A 16,384-nucleotide genomic window follows, 5' to 3' on the forward strand; every position below is an offset into this window, starting at 1 on the left:
CAGGCCCGGCTTCAAACCGAGCGGTGCAGATCGTGCCGCCTGCATGGCCACACTGATCATGACGGCAAAGCTCAACAACATCGAGCCGCAAGCATGGCTTGCCGACGTTCTTGCCGCGTCGCTGACACGCTTATTGCCAGGCTGGAGCAACTGCTTCCGTGGAATTGGACACCGCCGACCATCGACGCTCAAGCGGCCTGACCTGCGGCCTCCACCGTATGAACCGTCGAGAGATACGGCCGTGAAAGTGAATGTTGCGGCTGCTAAGTAAGCATCGCAGTACAGCTCCATCTAGCGACGTGACGTGAAGGACGGGATAGCGCGACTCTGAGGACTGATTTGTCGGCAAACAAGGATCATTTTTTGCCGAAGCCGCCTACCTCCGGTGCCTGGTACTTGGCGCGGTAAACGTCTAAGTAATCCTCATCCTGACAAATGCAGCGACCCAGCCGATCCTTCTTGCGCCGCTCTGTGACTATGTCACTAGGGATATTGCGTAGCAAATTAAGTTTGGCAGTGGTCCAATCTGGCGCATTGCCTGCCGCCTGCTTGATGATTTCTCCGGCCAGCATGATGCCGGCCATCGCCGACTGGAAAGCCATCGGAACCTCGACACGCACCGGCTTGCTCCCAGCTGTGAGCTCAAACACAACGCCGCCGCAGATGGCGCCTCGGTAAAGGTTCCTCAAGGGCTGGTCTACGAATTGAAGGAGTGGCTCAACGGGGACTGTCAGCCGGCTTGCGATATCTCGCATCAATTCCTCGCTAACGGGGGCACCATCGTGAAGCATAGGTCGCACTATATCTATTTTCCGGTCCTCGAGGCCGAGGGCCTCGGCAATGACTTGGTCCTCGTCGGGAACCGTTCCGTTCGGTATATACAAGCATGCAAGGCATGCCATCTCCCCCTCAAATCCGTGGTGCGACACTCCGAGGTCACCGCGCTGAGTCCAAGAATTGATAGTCCAGCGAGGTAGCGTACCTTGTACGGCAATTCGATCCGCCGCCGTATCTAGTGCGACTGCCACATGCTGCATGGAGCGGATGATTGGCAGCGTTTGCCATCTGGCGCTATGGCCGTCGATTGTAAGGTTGCGTTGAGCTTTCAGGTATCGCCAAGCAAGCTTCACCTTGCTCTGGCCAATATCCCGCTCGAGCGCCAGCACGTAACGCTGAAGATTCCCTTGGTCTACCTGCTCGCCATCAACCACCTGCAAGTGCCCTTGCAAGTGCGGAACGCGGGAGAGCGCCCACACTGCGCCGTTACCGATCGCGCCTAGCCCGAGAAGGAATAAATCATCGAGCGCGGTGTCGGAAAGTGGCGGGTTAGCGCGCGAGCCAGGAGCGTAGTCAAACAAGGAAAACGTGACCGCCTTGTCCACTGTCGCACCGGGGATCTGATCTCTGAATATATGTCGAAATAAGTTCGACGCAGCAATGCACGCGGCGGCACCTGCGCCGAAAGCATTGTTACTGCCGGCGGTTCCGACCGGCTCCTCTGGGGAGAATTTTGCAATCCACCCGTCAGAGCCGAGGAAGAACTTTGGGCAGGAGATTTCGGGGTTGGTAGAGCCAACAACCAGACAATGCGAAAGCGCCGATGATCCACGGCGAGCGATTGTGATGTCTTCGTTGATTGAGCGAGCCAGTGAGGCGAGATTCTTGGCTAGCTTTTTTGCCTCCTCTCCCGAAGGCAACAGGCAAATGGTCGGATAGAGGCGCGCCACCAACCTGACCAGGAGATCGAGTGACGCTCTGCCCTCGGTCGCGCATGCCTGCTCATCAAACGCAATTCCGATCACTAGGTCGTTGAGCAGGTCCTCAAAATCCTTGGGGTCGAAGCCCTGGAGAATTTGTGACGCCGCCGTGGCCGCGCGAACGAAGTATTTCGCCAATGCCATGTTTCAATCCACGATTTCTATGAGACGGTTCACCGTTTCCTGCGACACCGCCATCCACTTTCCCGCTTTGTCGAGCCGGTAAACAGCGGTCTGCGAGAGATCAGTGGGACCTGTCGCAAAGTCCGGCACGACAAGCGAGAGCGAGCCGACCGCCGTTGCCAACGCGTATTCGTCGTCTGTATCGGAGTGGTACGCGTCACTAGGGTGACTGTGAATCTGCGCGAGGATGCGAAGCCCGTTATCGAAGAGCCACATGTTTATGCGATGCAACTCGGTTCCGTCGACGTGAACGCCGACTCCCGCCGCGGATCGAATAAGGCGTTGCTGAGGGATGAGCGCTCGCTCGACGGTTGCGATTTCGGCTGCCACGGTCCCCACCCAGAGCCCCAGTCCCTCGTATCCAGAGCGGCCTACCTCTGCCAGATGCTCATGCACATCGTTGACGGCCGCGCGCGGGACTACGAAGCGTTCGACAGCGGCGAGACCAATTACCTGGGTAGAGCCGCTGCGTCCATCTGGAAGCCTGAGAAGTTCATTTGAATTTGGTACTCTAGCATCCGTATTGGATTGATCCCGCTGGCCCAAATTTGTTCGAGAATAAAGTGCAACGAGCCTTCGCCAGAGCGACGATGCAATAGCCATAAGTCACCTGTATGAGCCGGATGATCGTGATATTCTCGAACCCCGGGAAGGCAAAGGAACGGGGTCTCGTCGGGGCTATGGGCCTGAAGCAGCTCTTGAACAGATAGCCGCTGTTGTTGCGCCAGAGTGGTTACGGTTTCTGGCGACGCTTCTTTCAAACCGTTGAGACGCAGCATCTTAAAACCCAGGCTTTTCGCCGGCAATGCAGTCCCAGTTGAGGGATCAACGAACGTCACCGACGGTGGCTCAAGGTCGTAGTTCGTGAAATCCAGGCGTACCGCGCACACAAGCGACCGGGGTGTGACCTTCAATGCGACAAACAAAACCAAGACAGTAGGAAACGTGGCGTCCAAAAGGAACCAACCTCGCCGGCGATACGAGTCTTCAAGCTCCCGATACTGTGCGACTTCGCGTTCGAACTTTCGTCGAGAAACCGCCTCGTCGACGAACTGACTTTCGGTCAACCTGCGGCTCCAGCCTTAAGGCTCAGGAATAGCTTCTGTCCGGCTGTAATTCCAAGATCCTCAATCTTCTTGCTCGCGTCGAACACTGTCCCGTTCTCATCCTTGAGTTCCCAATTCTCAGGAGGCTGCCCTACGTTGCCTGATTCCTCCAGCGCCTTGGCGATTGCTGTATGAAGAGGTGCATTAACATTGGCTTCAACAGAAACCGGTTCGCCATTCACAACAATCGTCAAGGTTATCTTGTTCTTCGATCCGGTTTTTTTGCCCGCAGCCTCAGGAGCAGTATTCGGAGACTTTGCCATGCTTACTCCATCAATTGAGCGATTCGTATCTAAAGTTTAACTGAATAAAATTACGAGTAAACCTGTAGTAGTCTGACAGGCCCTTCGCTTCGGCTTAATTTCGGGCTGCTAAGGTGTCGCGTGCGATTATCTTGAGTTCCTGGCTTCCAAACGGCGTCTGCTATGCGCCATTCGAGATCTTTGCCGCTGATCGACCGTCTGCGTACAACGTGAGCAGCAGCCCGCACCCGCTTCCGAATCGGTCGCGCTAGTTCAGACCGAGCCGATGTCTGCTACGAGGGGATGCGAGACGGAAGGCTTAGTAACAACAGGGTCGTTGGTTCTGATCCCTTCAAGGCGCTCACGTTCGGTACAATGAGCCGGTCGCTGCTTGTTCACCGACCAAAGAGACTGGCGACCAGGCGCGAGCTTGCAGAGGGAAGGCGACCCTCATCCAGTCCATTTGTTCGATAGTAGGCGAGAAGTCGCTCGCGCCCGAGTGTTCCTCGTTCCAAGGGAAGGAAACGAAGCGCATTACGACGGAAGATCTTGTCGCAAATATCGTCCGAAAGACCGCAGTCGGTGCGCAGGAAGGCGTTCACGCTTTCGATATAGTGATTATAGCCTGCCTCCTTCCCAAGCATTATCCAATCGCTCCCGTAAACGATGTGATCGCAACCGCTGTCGAATTTTTCCAGCCATTTGTTGAAGGACCTCGCAAGGAAGTCTCGTTCTTTCGAGCCAGCCGAAAGCACCTCCGAAAAATAGCTGATGTCGGCGACCACGTTCCCGCCGGGATTTTCCTTGATGAATTCACCCAGCCGCCATTCCCAACTGCCATCCGGCAAAGGCATTCCTTCCCGTCCAGCCGACCGTGCGCGGAAACGACCGAAATGCGCGATACAAACCCGTAACTTGGGGAACTCCTTGAACACGGGGATCCGGTAGGCCGGATCGCCCCGCTTTGCATAATCTGGACCGGAACCGTTCGACGAATAGCCATGAGCCAATATTGGGGCATCAACATCGACACAGAGCTTGTAGAGGTCTCGAAGCGCAGCATCGAGTTCCTCGTTGGGCTCAAATCCCAGGCTCTTCACTGTTCGCTCCGGATATGGCGGCTGGTTGCCCTCGGGACGAAAGCCCATCGGCGGGTAGAGCTTGATGCCGATGAAACCATGTTTCATCAAAGCCGAATGGGCAGTCGCAAGCGAGCTTACGCTGCTTTTCCCTTTCCGGAATGCCACTTCCCGGAGTGGATCAAATCCCATGTAGCCGTGGACGACGGGACCGGATTTAGCTTTCGCCATGCGCTGCGAAATCCGGTCCATCACTACCATCTGCCGGGGTAAGGGCGAAGAGTCTACATCTTCATAGAGCCACTCATCATAATCGACGAGCGCCGGCGTTAACAGGAGCGGATTGAAGCCCTGTGCCTTGCTGTCAGCAACCAGGCGATCGACAAGGACGTGCCGGTAAAGGCGAAACAGGCTGAACCAATTGAGATAGCGCCCCACAGGATCTTGCCTCAGGAAAGCGCGCTGGCTGGCTCCGCGGGCTTCTCCAATCGTGAGCGGTTCGTTCGCGCGCAAAGTCTTGATCGGGTCACCGAGCATATAATTTAGGAACTTTTCCTCGGAGATAGATGATCGTGTCGACAGATCGCCCGGGTCTGCCACCGTAACGATCCGCCGCCTCTTCCGATCGAGTTCCAGGAGATGCTGGCTTGTGTCTTCGACCGCCGCTGCGCGCGCTTTGTCGACCGTCAGCGAGGCCGCTTTTCCGTTCCGTCCGGTCTCGAGAAACGCGATCTCCTCATCCGCCGTCGGTGCGCTACCGGTGCCGAGTAGCTTCAGAAGAAGTGCGATGAATTCGTCGGTCACGTCGGGATCACGAACTGCGAGAATGCGGGCGGCCGACTGCTTGGGAAAATCTTCGAAGACGACTTGCCGCAGGAAGCGGGTGGTCGGCAGATCCGACGCATTGAAGACGTGGCAGTGAGCGTCGACCAACGGGACGCCTTCGCCCGGTACCGACGGGCTCGGTCGTCCGCAACCCGCAGTCAATGCGACAGCAGACAAAGATGCCTGCGTTAGAAAAGTTCGACGTAACATAACCATCCCCCAACTCGGCCTCGATGCAATGCAGACATGAAATGCCCGCCAAGCGTTCTGATCGTCACGAGGGTTCAAAAATTCAGCCGGGCGATCATCGGGCAGTGATCGGAAATAGCCAATACTTGGTCTTTCCCGTTCGGGGTGCCTGCTTTGTTGCCACCAAGGTTTCCGATGCTCAGATGTTCGGCCGGGCCATCGCCTTTGATTCCGGGGCCGACGAGGATGTGATCAAGGCCTACCGGATTGCGGCACTCGAGATAACTGTCTGATGCGAGCAACTGTGTTTCCGGCATGGTCAGGTCGCGGATTTCGGCCTAGGTGCAAAGTGCCTGCCCGGCATCGCTGATCTGGCAGTGCTCGTCGAGAACCTCGAGATTGGCAGCCGCCGGCTGACCATCGGCGAATTCTTCTATTAGAGACCGCGACAGCACGCCCGCCGGCCGGGCGATGAGGTTCCGCTGGCGCCGGTCCTGGCCGGCCGCTGGTCGCGCAGTTCGTGCCAGAGATTGCGGTTAAAATCGCCGAGGAGAACGATCCTGGCGCCATCGGCCGCCGAGCGCTCAATCCAGCTTTCGAGCGGGTCGATCTGTTGCTGCAGGATCATGCAGTGATTACCACTTTCCTCCAGATTTCCACCGTCGAATGGCGACACGCAGCTCGACTTGAGGTGGACATCCATGATGCGAAGCAGTTTTCCATCGATCTTGAGTGTGACCGCAAGACCAGGGCAGCCAAGCAGACGAATGCGCTTGCGGCGGGAAGATCAGCGCCGCAACAGGCCGACGAAATCCTCAAGATCAGTGATCGCCGGCAAGGGGGCCGTAACCGTCGTGCTGCGGGTGATCTGGTTGAAGTCGGCAAATTTGACCTTCATGGTCACGGTCTTGGCGCCAACCTCAATGGCCTCGCAGTAACCCACACGCTTGCAAGCCATGCAGACTATCTGTTCAGCTTGCGAAGCGAGAGATAAACGTTTGCTTGCCGGTGCGACAATTCCGCCCAGGCGTGGTTTTTCGTAAGGTCCGGATCAACCTGTTCGGCGAGGCGCGACATTGCATCTGCGGCCGCATGAAAGCCTGAATACCATCCGGCACCAACGGCAGCCGACATGCCCGCGCCGAGAGCGGATGCTTCATTCGAGAGGCTGCGGATGACGGGAAGGCCGGTCGAATCGGCGACCATTTGCCGCCACAACGCACTGCTGGCGCCGCCTCCGATGACAAAGACACGGTCGGCTGCCACGTCCCTTCGCCGCATTTCATTGAGCGATCGAACAAACTCCAGCGTAATCGCCTCCATCGACGCGCGATAGAGATGCCCCATACCGGTTTCAGGCCCCATGCCGGTGAAGCTTGCGCGCGCATTTTCGTCCCAGTGGGGATCCATGCACCCTACGAGATAGGAGCAGACCGTGACGCCGCCCGACCCAACGCCAAGGCTGTTTGCCTCAGCCTCAAGGCGTTCGAAAATTCGGGCACCGTTACGACTGCCGGCGAAGGTATCCAGAAGCCAGTTCACAAAATAGGCGCCTCCGCGCTGGCAGCTTTCCAGAAGATAGCCCTCGCCGCTGGGCGAGGCCAGGGTGCGCCAGTAGCGGCTGAGTTCCGGTGTTTCCGACCACCCGCCGCCAACGACTGCCGTGCCGAGGTTCAGGTAGACAGCGCCGGGGTTTATCGCATTGACGCCGAGACCTGCGCAGTTTCCGTCGCCTCCGCCGGCAAAGACGGGTGTCCCGGGACGAAGACCCGTTGCCGCCGCTGCTTCTGCTGTGACGCGGCCGATCGCGGAGCCCGGCCTGTTCAGTGGCGGCAGCTTTTCAAGCGGAATACCCAGATGATCGAGGATCTCGCGTGACCAGACTTTCTTTTCGATATCGAGAATCCCGAAAGGATCGCCGCTGGTCCAGCTGGCCTGCGCTTCTCCCGTCAGCTTCTGCGTCAGGAAGTCATGAACACTGAGAATCTGCGCGGCATTGTCGAGAAGGTCCGGCTGGGTTTCGTGGAAAAACCGCAGACGGTAGACGCAGGGGATGACGTCGATCGGTTTGCCGGTGATCGCGTGGAGCCGCTCTGCACCGATCTCCGCGGCAAGCGTGCGCACCACGTCCTTTGCGCGGCGGTCGAGCCAGAGCGTCGCCGGGGCAAGTGGCTTTCGATCCTTGTCGAGCAGAACCATGGTTTCGCGCTGGTTTGATATCGCAATGCCATCCACGCGGGCAGGGTCGATCTCACGGATCAGCGATGAAAGCGCCATGCAGGCCGCTGTCCACCAGTCGTCGGCATCCTGTTCGGCATGCAGCGGATGTGGTGTTGAAATGACATGGGCGGCCCGACCTTCTGCCCGGGGTGTGCCATCGGCGGTCCAGGCAACCGCCTTGACCGATTGAGTCGATGAATCCATGCCAATGACGTATCGTTCGTCAGGCCGCATGCACGCTCCTCCACAGACGGAGGTACTCTCCGCCGATCTCCCTTGCCGGTTCCCCGGCTCCTCCTGTCGGCTTTACCCAACACTCCTCACACCGCGCTGAACGCGGTGTCCTGCGAAAGCGTTTCGTCTCTAAGGTCTGCTCCTGACGCTTTAGTTCTTTGTTTTTACGCATGTCGCTTTGCAAAATTGGTGCAATTTTACGAAACATGCCTAAAGCTCCAGCAACGCCTCTCCCGTGGCGACGTCGGTTACAAAATGTGTCGCATAGCCCGCTTCAAGGGTAGCGACGATGGCGGGTAATTTGGACACTCCCCCGGCAACACAGATCCGGCTTGGGACCTGGCGCAGATCGCCAAGGGTGATGCCGACCATGCGGTCGTCATGATCCCCCTCGACGGCGGCGCCGTGGGCATCCAGAAAACGGCCGATGATCACCGCGGCGGCGCCGCGGGCGACGTAGTCATCGATCTCTTCTTGACTGGCGATCCCGGAGACCCGAACCGTGCTGCGAGGTCCCAGATCACCGACGCCAAAAAGGATGCGATTGCAAGAATGCACCAGGTCCATCTGCTTTTTAAGCACGGGTTCGGCGAGCAGCGCGGCTTTCAGTTCGCGCGTCGACAAGACGGCCGGCGCCAAGAGGTTGACGCAGCGCGCCTGGATGCGATTTGAAAGCAGCGACGTACAAAGTTCCGGTGAAAACTCCGGCTCGCCGGTCGAGCTACCGGAAACCTGCACCACGGTCAGGTTCGATAGCGGCCGCGTCAGGACAATCTGATCCGCGACGGCAAGTACCGTACGGCCCCAGGCAACACCGATGACGTCGCCGTCCTCAATTTGGTCTGCGAGCACCCGGGCGCCGGCGTCTCCGAGGCGTTGGGACAGGCTTTCATCCGTGCCATTGGGAATGACGAAGACGCCGGAAAGCCCGTATTTGCTCATCAACGCCCGCGCAACGCTGGTACGGCCGCCGGCCTTCGGGTTGATGACGACGGACACAATCCCGCGCTCGCGAGCCTCCTGCAGGTAGTTGACGATCGTGGCGCGGGAGACATTCAGCTGCTTCGCGATCTCGCTCTGCGTCAGCTGGTCGGCATAATAGAGCCACGCCGCCCACATCACGGTATCATCGAACTCAGTGGGCACTGATGTCCCGGTTTCGTCGCCGCGTTTCACTGAAGATTTTGCTCGTCCCATGGGGCTATATGGCAGAGGTGCGTGTCTTTTGTCAATCTTTGTTGTCATGTGTATTGACAAATGGCAATCAAGGTTGTCTTTTGTCTTCCCAACGCAGAAAGACGGCAGTGCAAGCCCTGGAGGGGGAGCGGCGGTGTCGGCAAAGGAGGATCGCATGGCAGTCACAATGCCTTACGGCGGCTGGACGGCGTTGATTGATGACATCGTGGGCGGCAGGTGGAGCAACCCGGAAACGGGCATGCTGGCATCCGTTCCCTACGAGAAGATCGTCATTGAAGAGAGCCTGGACGGTCGCGAGGCAGCGCTGGTTGCTGGCCTTGAGCTAGGCGATCGCTATACGGTTGTTGCAGATGCCGATACCTGGGATGCGATGGGCTCGCGCGTGGCGAAGGCACTGGGTTCGCTTGCTCCGGTGGATACCGTTATCCTCGAGCATCCCCATGCGGACATGGCCAATGTTGCAGATCTGAGCGAAAGGCTGGCCGGCGCCGAAGGCGTCGTGGCTGTTGGCTCCGGCACGATCAACGATCTCTGCAAGTTCGTTACCGGCCGCACCAATCGCCGCTATGCCGTGTTCGGTACGGCGGCCTCGATGAACGGATATACGTCTACGACGGCTTCGATCACGCTGAAAAGCGGTCTGAAAGTGTCTTTGCCGTCCCATGCACCGTCCGGCTTCTTTATCGATCTCAACGTCAATGCCGCAGCTCCGGCCTATCTCTCGGCCGCCGGCTTTGCCGATTGCCTCGTGCGTTCGGTGGCGCAGGTTGACTGGTGGATGTCTCACAGGCTGATCGGCAGCCTTTATTCCAAGGTACCCTACATCATTCAGGATGCAGATGAGCAGGAGCTCAATACACGCGCCAAGGGTATCGCCAACGGCGATATCGCCGCCAATGGTTACCTGCACCGGGTGCTGACAATGTGCGGTCTCGGCGTGTCCTTCACGGGCATGTCGAACCACGGTTCGATGGGTGAACACCAGGTGTCACACTATATAGACTGCTTTGCCGGAGAGAAGCATCCGGGGACCTTGCATGGCCAGCAGGTCGGCGTTGCGACCCTCTCGATGGCAAGGTTGCAACGCCTATTCCTCGATAGCGAAAAGCCACCGGTGATCCGCCCCACCAAGATCGACCGAGAGGGTATGAACGCCCGCATGGGCCACGAGATTGCTGCCCAATGCTGGCAAGAAATCCAGCCGAAGGCCTTCGATGCGCGGGCCGCCGCTGAAATCAACGAAAAGCTGGCCGATATCTGGCCGACGCTGCGCCAAGAGCTGAAAGCCTTTGCGCTTCCGGTTGAAGACATGGAGCAGCTTCTAAGAGATGCCGGAGGCCCGATGACATCAGCCGATCTCGGCTTACCAGTGGAAACATACAGAGAGGCGCTCGTGCATTGCCGCGAAATGCGCAATCGCTACGCCTTCCTCGATATAGCCGCCGATGCGGGGCTGCTCGAGGACTTCGCTGCCGGGGAGGTGTAGGCCATGCGCCCGGTTGCCGAGATGCCGAAAGATGTCGCTGGCGCGGTTCGCGTGCTTTTTGCTGACATCGACGACACGTTGACTAATGAGGGGCGGCTGCCTGCTGTCGCCTATGATGCGCTCGAGCGGCTGAGTGCGGCCGGCATCGCCGTTGCCCCAATTACCGGCCGGCCGGCGGGTTGGTGTGACATGATCGCCCGCATGTGGCCTGTCGTCGGCGTGGTCGGCGAAAACGGCGCTTTCTATTTCGCCTATGACGAGGAAGCACGTCGTATGCGCCGCAGTTTTGCGATCGGCGAAACACAACGCACCGCCGATCGCCAACGGCTGGCGCGGGTCGGTGACCGAATTCTGTCGGAAGTTCCCGGCGCTGCAATTTCTGCTGATCAACTTTACCGTGAGGCCGACCTCGCCATTGATGTCTGCGAGGATATCCAGCCGCTTGCCAACACCGATGTCGATCGTATCAAGCATATTTTCGAGAAAGAGGGAGCCGTCGCAAAAATCTCTTCGATCCATGTCAACGGCTGGTATGGCGCCTATAACAAGCTGACCACGAGCCGCCGGTTTGCGGCCGATATTCTCGGCATGGATATCGATGCCGAGAAGGATCGTATCGTCTTTGTCGGGGACAGCCCCAACGACGCTCCCATGTTCGGTTTCTTTCCAAACGCCTGCGGCGTCGCCAATGTTCTGGATTTTCGAGGAACCTCGATAGCGAGCCGACCTATGTCGCGGCCAGGAAGGGAGGCTATGGATTCGTCGCGGTGGTGAACCGCATCCTAGAAGCACGGGGACAGGCGGCATGAGCGGCTCGGTTTACGATATCGCGATCATCGGTGCCGGCATCATCGGCGCATCGTTATGCGATGGCCAAGGGCGGCATCGCCGCCAGCGCGGTTCTCTGCTTCATCTTTTCGTGGACGGAATTCCTGTTCGTGCTGACGCTGACGCAGACGGGCCTCAAAACGGTTCCGGTCGTGTCTTCGACCTTCGTGACCTCCATCGGTACCGCATGGCAGCGCTTGGCGCAGCCGCTATCGTTCCGCCTTTATCGTCATTCTGCTGGTGCAGCGCCACCTGGTTCGCGGCCTCGCCATGGGGTCGCTCAAACAATAGAAAAAGAAGGGAATGGGCCTGGAGGAGGCCTGCTCCCGGCAAACGAGAAATTCGGCCCAAGCCCGGTCCCGGATATGGAGAAGGAAGAAAGCATGAATGAACATGACAGAAAATCCTATCTCGCCCTGGTGACGGATCGTTTCGTCCACGGTCGCTCCCAGACCACGGTTTCCGGGCTTTGCGAAGCCGTCATTCCGCCGCAACCGATCGCGCTGCACAAGCCGGAAGAGTGCGGTTATGGTGAAATCCCGGGTGCTGGCCACCAGGGCGGCTCTTTGCTCGCAGTCTCCAAATATTCGAAGAGTCCGGACGCCGCATGGCTGTTCATGCAATGGGCGACCTGCGCCGATAGACAGGCTCTCATCACTACGCTTGGCGGTGGAACAGGCCCCACACGCGCATCCGTCTATGACGACCCGCGCGTCAAGGGCAACGCCCGCGTCGGCGCCGGCACGACGCGGCATCTGCCGGTCGTGCGGGAAACGATCGCCAAATATATGGGATCGGAACCGGGTCTCCCGGAATGGGCGCAGATTTCGTCCGACACCATCCCTGTGAGCCTCGGCAAGTATTTCGCCGGCAGCTATGGCTCGCAGAAGGAAGCGATGGATGACATCGCCACGCAGATAGAGACCGTTATGAAGGGCTGATGACAGAAGTGGGAAGCGGCGGCGCAACCGCGATGCCCCTTCCTCAGACACTTCGCTGGAGAAAGAGGATGGAGAATGTGGTGGACAAACCTTTGATCGCAATTACCGGTGCGAGTTCCGGCATTGGCGAGGCCGTGGCCCGGGCGTTTTCCGCGGCCGGCCACCCGTTGCTGCTGATTGCCCGCAGGCTGGACCGGCTGCAGAAGCTCTCCCTGCCCAACGCGGTGCTGAAGCAGGCCGATGTGCGCGACCGCGAAGCGCTGGTTGAAGCTGTCAAAGCCGCCGAGACCCAGCATGGACCGGTGGACATGATGTTTGCCAACGCCGGCATCGCCCGGCTCGGAGATATCGCCCGTCAGCCGCCTGAAGAATGGGACGAAATGATCGACATAAACACCAAGGGCGTGATGAACAGCGTCCATGCGGTTATGAACGGCATGATCGAGCGCAAGCACGGGACGCTGATGATGATGAGCTCGATCGCCGGGCGGAAGGTTTATCCCGATCATACCGTCTATTGTGGCACCAAGTTCTTTGTCCATGCCGTCTCGGAAAGCCTGCGCGAATATCTGTCGCCGCATAATGTCCGCGTCATCGTCATCTCACCGGGCATTATCGATACGGAGGTGCTGGACAGCGTGCGCGACGAGACGACGCTTGCCAACTACAAGGCGAACAAGGCCGAGATCGGCGGCGGTATTTCGGCGGATATCGTGGCGGAACTGATCCTCGACGCCTACCAGAAGCCGCAGCGCGCCATCGTCCAGGAAATCGTCATCACGCCAACCCGGCAGAAGTATTGAAACGTGGCGGCCACCCTCCTCCATCAGGGGCAGGCTGCGCAAACGGAGTTAACACCCCCATGGCGACCGTGGTATATCAGCGCATCGGAAAGTACTTCGGCGCCTTTACGATCATGCGAGACATCTCGTTCAAGATTGAAGGCCATGAGTTCGTTGTTCTGCTCGGGCCGTCGGGCTGTGGCAAGACGACTTTGCTGCGCATGACGGCGGGCCTCGAGACCGTCACGGAAGGCGACTTGCTGATTGATGGCAAGCGCGTGAATGACGTGCACCCGCGCGACCGCTCGATCGCGATGGTGTTCCAGAACGCTTTACCCGACGATGAAGGTCTACGACAATATCGCCTTCTCTCTCGAAGTCGCCAAAGTGCCCGCCGCGGACATCAAGAGGCGTGTCGAGTGGGCCGCGGCGACGTTGAAGCTGACGGATTATCTCGGCCGCTACCCGAAGGAGCTTTCCGGTGGTCAGCGCCAGCGTGTCGCCATGGGCCGCGCCATGGTGCGTGAGGCAGCGGTGTTTCTCTTCGACGAACCTCTTTCGAACCTCGATGCGAAGCTGCGCGCGCATATCCGTACCGAAATCCGTCAGCTGCACAACCGGTTGAAAACCACCACCATCTACGTGACCCACGAGCAGGTCGAGGCCATGACAATGGCGGGCAAGATCGTCGTTATGCGTGCCGGCAAGATCAAGCAGATAGGTTCTAACGACGACGTCTATGACAGGCCGGAAAGCAAATATGTCGCGGATTTCATCGGCTCCTCGGCCATCAACTTCCTCCCCGGAACGGTCGTCGTGGCCGATGGCGTTCCCGCCGTCGACACGGCGACCGGACGGGTGCCGCTGGATGCGTCCACGCGGGAAAAGCCGGGGCAGTCGGTCGTGATCGGATTGCGCCCGACCGATCTCCAGGTCGATCCCGCCGGACCGCTTGCGGCTAAATCGATCCTGCTGGAGCGTCTGGGGCATGACGCGCAGTTGTTCTGCGAAGGGCCGGATGGCCGGTTCGTCGCGGTGGTTGACAAGGCCGCGCGGCTCGCGCCCGGAAGCGACGTCCGCTTCACCGTGCCCACGTCCAAAGTTCACGTTTTCGATACTGCTACCGAGGCGCGCATCTAGGTTCGCGGGCTCTTCCAATCACAGGTTTATCGCGCCGTGCCGGACCCGCCGGGCGGTCAGGAAAGGAACTTTTATGAAATCGCGCTGGTCGGTATCCGAATTTGCCTCGGTGGTCGATGGATACGTCGCCAAAGGTATCAACCGTGACCTCGCCATCCGCACCTACACGACCCGGTTGCTCGGCTGCGACCCGGAACTGGTTCTGCATGGCGGCGGCAACACCTCCGTCAAAACCGTTCTGACCGAAATGGATGGATCCGAGGTCGAGGTGCTCGGCGTCAAGGGCAGCGGCTGGGACATGGGCACGATCGAACCCCAGGGGTTGCCGGCAGTGCGTCTTGAGCCGTTGCGCGCCATGGTCGGCTTCGAAACGCTCTCCGATGACGACATGGTGATGCTACAAAGACGATTGCTGATCGATCCCTCTGCCCCCAATCCCTCCGTCGAGGCGATCCTGCATGCCCTGCTCCCGTTCAAGCACATAGACCACACCCATGCGAACGCCATCGTATCCCTGACCAACCAGCCCCATGGCGAAGACATCATCCGCGAGCTCTTCCCGGACTCGATTATCGTTCCCTATGTCATGCCAGGCTTCGATCTCGCCAAGGTCTGCGATGCTGCCTACCGCGCCAATCCCAAGGGCGATGGCATGATCCTCTTAAAACATGGCATCTTCACATGGTCGGAAGATCCGCGCACTTCCTATGAGGATATGATCGCGAAGATAGATCAGGCAAAAAAACGTATCGCCAAGGGGAGGGCGAAGCCGTTCCAGAGCGTCAGCGTACCGGGAGGACTGGCCGATACTGCCGATATTGCCCCGATCCTGCGTGGTGCGCTGGCGGTCGACACGGGCCAGGACGGCGAACCCAGACGCTTCGTGTTGGAACACCGCTCAAGCGAACGAATCCTCGATTTCTGCAATTCGGACAAGGTGGAAAGCCTCGTGCGCCGTGGCAATGCGACCCCGGAACACGTCATTCACATCAAGCGCTTTGGCGTGGCGCTCCCGGCGCCCCGGAAAGACAAGCTTGAGGAGTGGGCTGCCACGGTGCAGGAAGCGGTTTCCAGCTATGAGGCCGACTACAAGGATTACTTCGCCCGCAACAATCTTCGCGCGGGCGGGATCAAGCGAATGCTCGATCCGAAGCCGCGTGTCTTCTATGTTGCTGGACTGGGCCTCTTTGCCGCCGGCGCGGCGCACAAGAATGCGATAGTGGCTGCCGATGTCGCGGAGGCAACAATCGAGGTCATCAGCAATGCCGAGGGGATCGATGCCTTCGAGGCCCTTTCGGAAGCCGATCTCTTCGATATCGAGTATTGGTCGCTTGAACAGGTCAAGCTTATCAAGGTCCAGGAAAAGCCCTTGACACGGCAGGTAGCGATCGTAACGGGTGCGGCAAGCGGCCTCGGTCTGTCGGTCGCCGAAGCGTTAAAGGCGGAGGGCGCCGATGTCGCGCTGTTCGACATCTCGGAAGAGCCGCTGAAGGTCGCCGCGAAACGTCTAGGTGCGCTGCCCGTCGTCTGCGATGTGACCAACCCCGATGCAGTAGATCGCGCCGTGGCGGAGGTTGCCCGTCATTACGGCGGCGTCGACATCCTGATTTCCAATGCCGGAGCGGCTTTTCAGGGCAAGCTTCTCTCCGTCGACGAGGCCACGTTCCGCATGGCGTTTGAGCTGAATTTCTGGGGCCATCACTATGTCGCCCGGGCTGCCGTTCGCATCATGGAAAAGCAGGGAACCGGCGGTGCCTTGGTCTTCAATGTCTCGAAACAGGCGGTCAATCCGGGTGCTGATTTCGGTCCCTATGGCACGTCCAAAGCAGCGCTGATGGCGCTAATGCGGCAATATGCGGTTGAACACGGTGCATCCGGCATCACGTCGAATGCGGTCAATGCCGACCGCATTCGTACCGGCCTGATGACCGACCAGATGGTGGAGGATCGCTCCAAGGCGCGCGGCCTGCCCCCGGAGGAATACATGCGCGGCAACATGCTGAAGCGGGAGGTGACCGCCGCAGACGTGGCCGCCGCCTTCCTGCATCTCGCCAAGGCGCGCGCCTCGACAGGGGCAGTTATCACCGTGGACGGCGGAAACGTCGCCGCGATGATGCGATAACGCGCAAACGGCTTTTTCGTAGGCGGCGTGCCGGTCATCGCCGCCATCATCAT

The 16,384-nt window shown here is 59.0% G+C and carries 11 protein-coding genes and 6 pseudogenes; 9 read left to right on the forward strand and 8 right to left on the reverse strand.

Annotated features, from left to right (window positions below):
- Positions 1–22: 22 nt before the first annotated feature.
- A pseudogene (locus RHE_RS34090) lies at positions 23–201 on the forward strand (transposase domain-containing protein); the annotation flags it as partial.
- 155 nt (positions 202–356) lie between these two features.
- Here the strand turns inward: RHE_RS34090 and RHE_RS21170 are convergent.
- The 5 genes from RHE_RS21170 to RHE_RS21190 form a co-directional block, all read right to left on the reverse strand.
- The gene (locus RHE_RS21170; RefSeq protein WP_011427318.1) at positions 357–1,901 is read right to left on the reverse strand and encodes an E2 ligase fold family C protein; all 1,545 of its coding nucleotides are present in this window, start codon (positions 1,899–1,901) and stop codon (positions 357–359) included.
- Between the two features lie 3 nt (positions 1,902–1,904).
- A complete protein-coding gene (locus RHE_RS21175) occupies positions 1,905–2,270 on the reverse strand; it encodes a Mov34/MPN/PAD-1 family protein (RefSeq protein WP_239789428.1) in 366 nt (121 codons plus the stop codon).
- A gap of 119 nt (positions 2,271–2,389) precedes the next feature.
- The gene (locus RHE_RS21180; RefSeq protein ID WP_011427320.1) at positions 2,390–3,007 is read right to left on the reverse strand and encodes a putative metal-binding protein; all 618 of its coding nucleotides are present in this window, start codon (positions 3,005–3,007) and stop codon (positions 2,390–2,392) included.
- A complete protein-coding gene (locus tag RHE_RS21185; protein WP_011427321.1) occupies positions 3,004–3,309 on the reverse strand; it encodes a DUF2604 domain-containing protein in 306 nt (101 codons plus the stop codon). The genes RHE_RS21180 and RHE_RS21185 overlap by 4 nt, the downstream gene beginning before the upstream one ends.
- Positions 3,310–3,683: 374 nt before the next feature.
- Positions 3,684–5,300, reverse strand: a complete 1,617-nt coding sequence (locus tag RHE_RS21190) for an amidohydrolase family protein (protein WP_225882628.1) — start codon at positions 5,298–5,300, stop codon at positions 3,684–3,686.
- Positions 5,301–5,443: 143 nt separating this feature from the next.
- Here RHE_RS21190 and RHE_RS33730 point away from each other — a divergent pair, with 143 nt between their 5' ends.
- Complete coding sequence (locus RHE_RS33730) at positions 5,444–5,674, forward strand: hypothetical protein (protein WP_165779395.1); 231 nt, start codon at positions 5,444–5,446, stop codon at positions 5,672–5,674.
- 461 nt (positions 5,675–6,135) lie between these two features.
- Here RHE_RS33730 and RHE_RS34405 read toward each other — a convergent pair.
- The 3 genes and pseudogenes from RHE_RS34405 to RHE_RS21205 form a co-directional block, all read right to left on the reverse strand.
- Positions 6,136–6,318 (reverse strand): annotated as a pseudogene (locus RHE_RS34405) (DinB/UmuC family translesion DNA polymerase); the annotation flags it as partial.
- 26 nt (positions 6,319–6,344) lie between these two features.
- Positions 6,345–7,835, reverse strand: coding sequence for a xylulokinase (locus RHE_RS21200; protein WP_011427324.1), 1,491 nt, complete (start codon positions 7,833–7,835; stop codon positions 6,345–6,347).
- Positions 7,836–8,045: 210 nt separating this feature from the next.
- Positions 8,046–9,032, reverse strand: a complete 987-nt coding sequence (locus tag RHE_RS21205; RefSeq protein ID WP_042119508.1) for a sugar-binding transcriptional regulator — start codon at positions 9,030–9,032, stop codon at positions 8,046–8,048.
- 154 nt (positions 9,033–9,186) lie between these two features.
- Here RHE_RS21205 and RHE_RS21210 point away from each other — a divergent pair, with 154 nt between their 5' ends.
- From RHE_RS21210 to RHE_RS21235, 7 genes and pseudogenes are all read left to right on the forward strand, one after another.
- Complete coding sequence (locus tag RHE_RS21210; protein ID WP_011427326.1) at positions 9,187–10,518, forward strand: iron-containing alcohol dehydrogenase; 1,332 nt, start codon at positions 9,187–9,189, stop codon at positions 10,516–10,518.
- A 3-nt stretch (positions 10,519–10,521) separates the two neighbouring features.
- Positions 10,522–11,327, forward strand: a pseudogene (locus RHE_RS21215) (HAD-IIB family hydrolase).
- A pseudogene (locus RHE_RS34410) lies at positions 11,328–11,637 on the forward strand (carbohydrate ABC transporter permease); the annotation flags it as partial. It lies immediately after the preceding pseudogene.
- Between the two features lie 155 nt (positions 11,638–11,792).
- A pseudogene (locus tag RHE_RS31925) lies at positions 11,793–12,287 on the forward strand (extracellular solute-binding protein); the annotation flags it as partial.
- A gap of 77 nt (positions 12,288–12,364) precedes the next feature.
- Entirely contained in the window at positions 12,365–13,090 is a 726-nt protein-coding gene (locus RHE_RS21225) for an SDR family oxidoreductase (protein WP_086005040.1), read from the forward strand.
- Positions 13,091–13,149: 59 nt separating this feature from the next.
- A pseudogene (locus RHE_RS21230) lies at positions 13,150–14,209 on the forward strand (ABC transporter ATP-binding protein).
- Positions 14,210–14,282: 73 nt separating this feature from the next.
- Positions 14,283–16,331: a bifunctional aldolase/short-chain dehydrogenase gene (locus RHE_RS21235; RefSeq protein WP_011427331.1), complete on the forward strand. Its 2,049-nt coding sequence runs from the start codon at positions 14,283–14,285 to the stop codon at positions 16,329–16,331.
- The last annotated feature ends 53 nt before the right edge of the window (positions 16,332–16,384 follow it).

Origin of the sequence: Rhizobium etli CFN 42 (assembly GCF_000092045.1) — a bacterium.
GTDB lineage: Bacteria > Pseudomonadota > Alphaproteobacteria > Rhizobiales > Rhizobiaceae > Rhizobium > Rhizobium etli.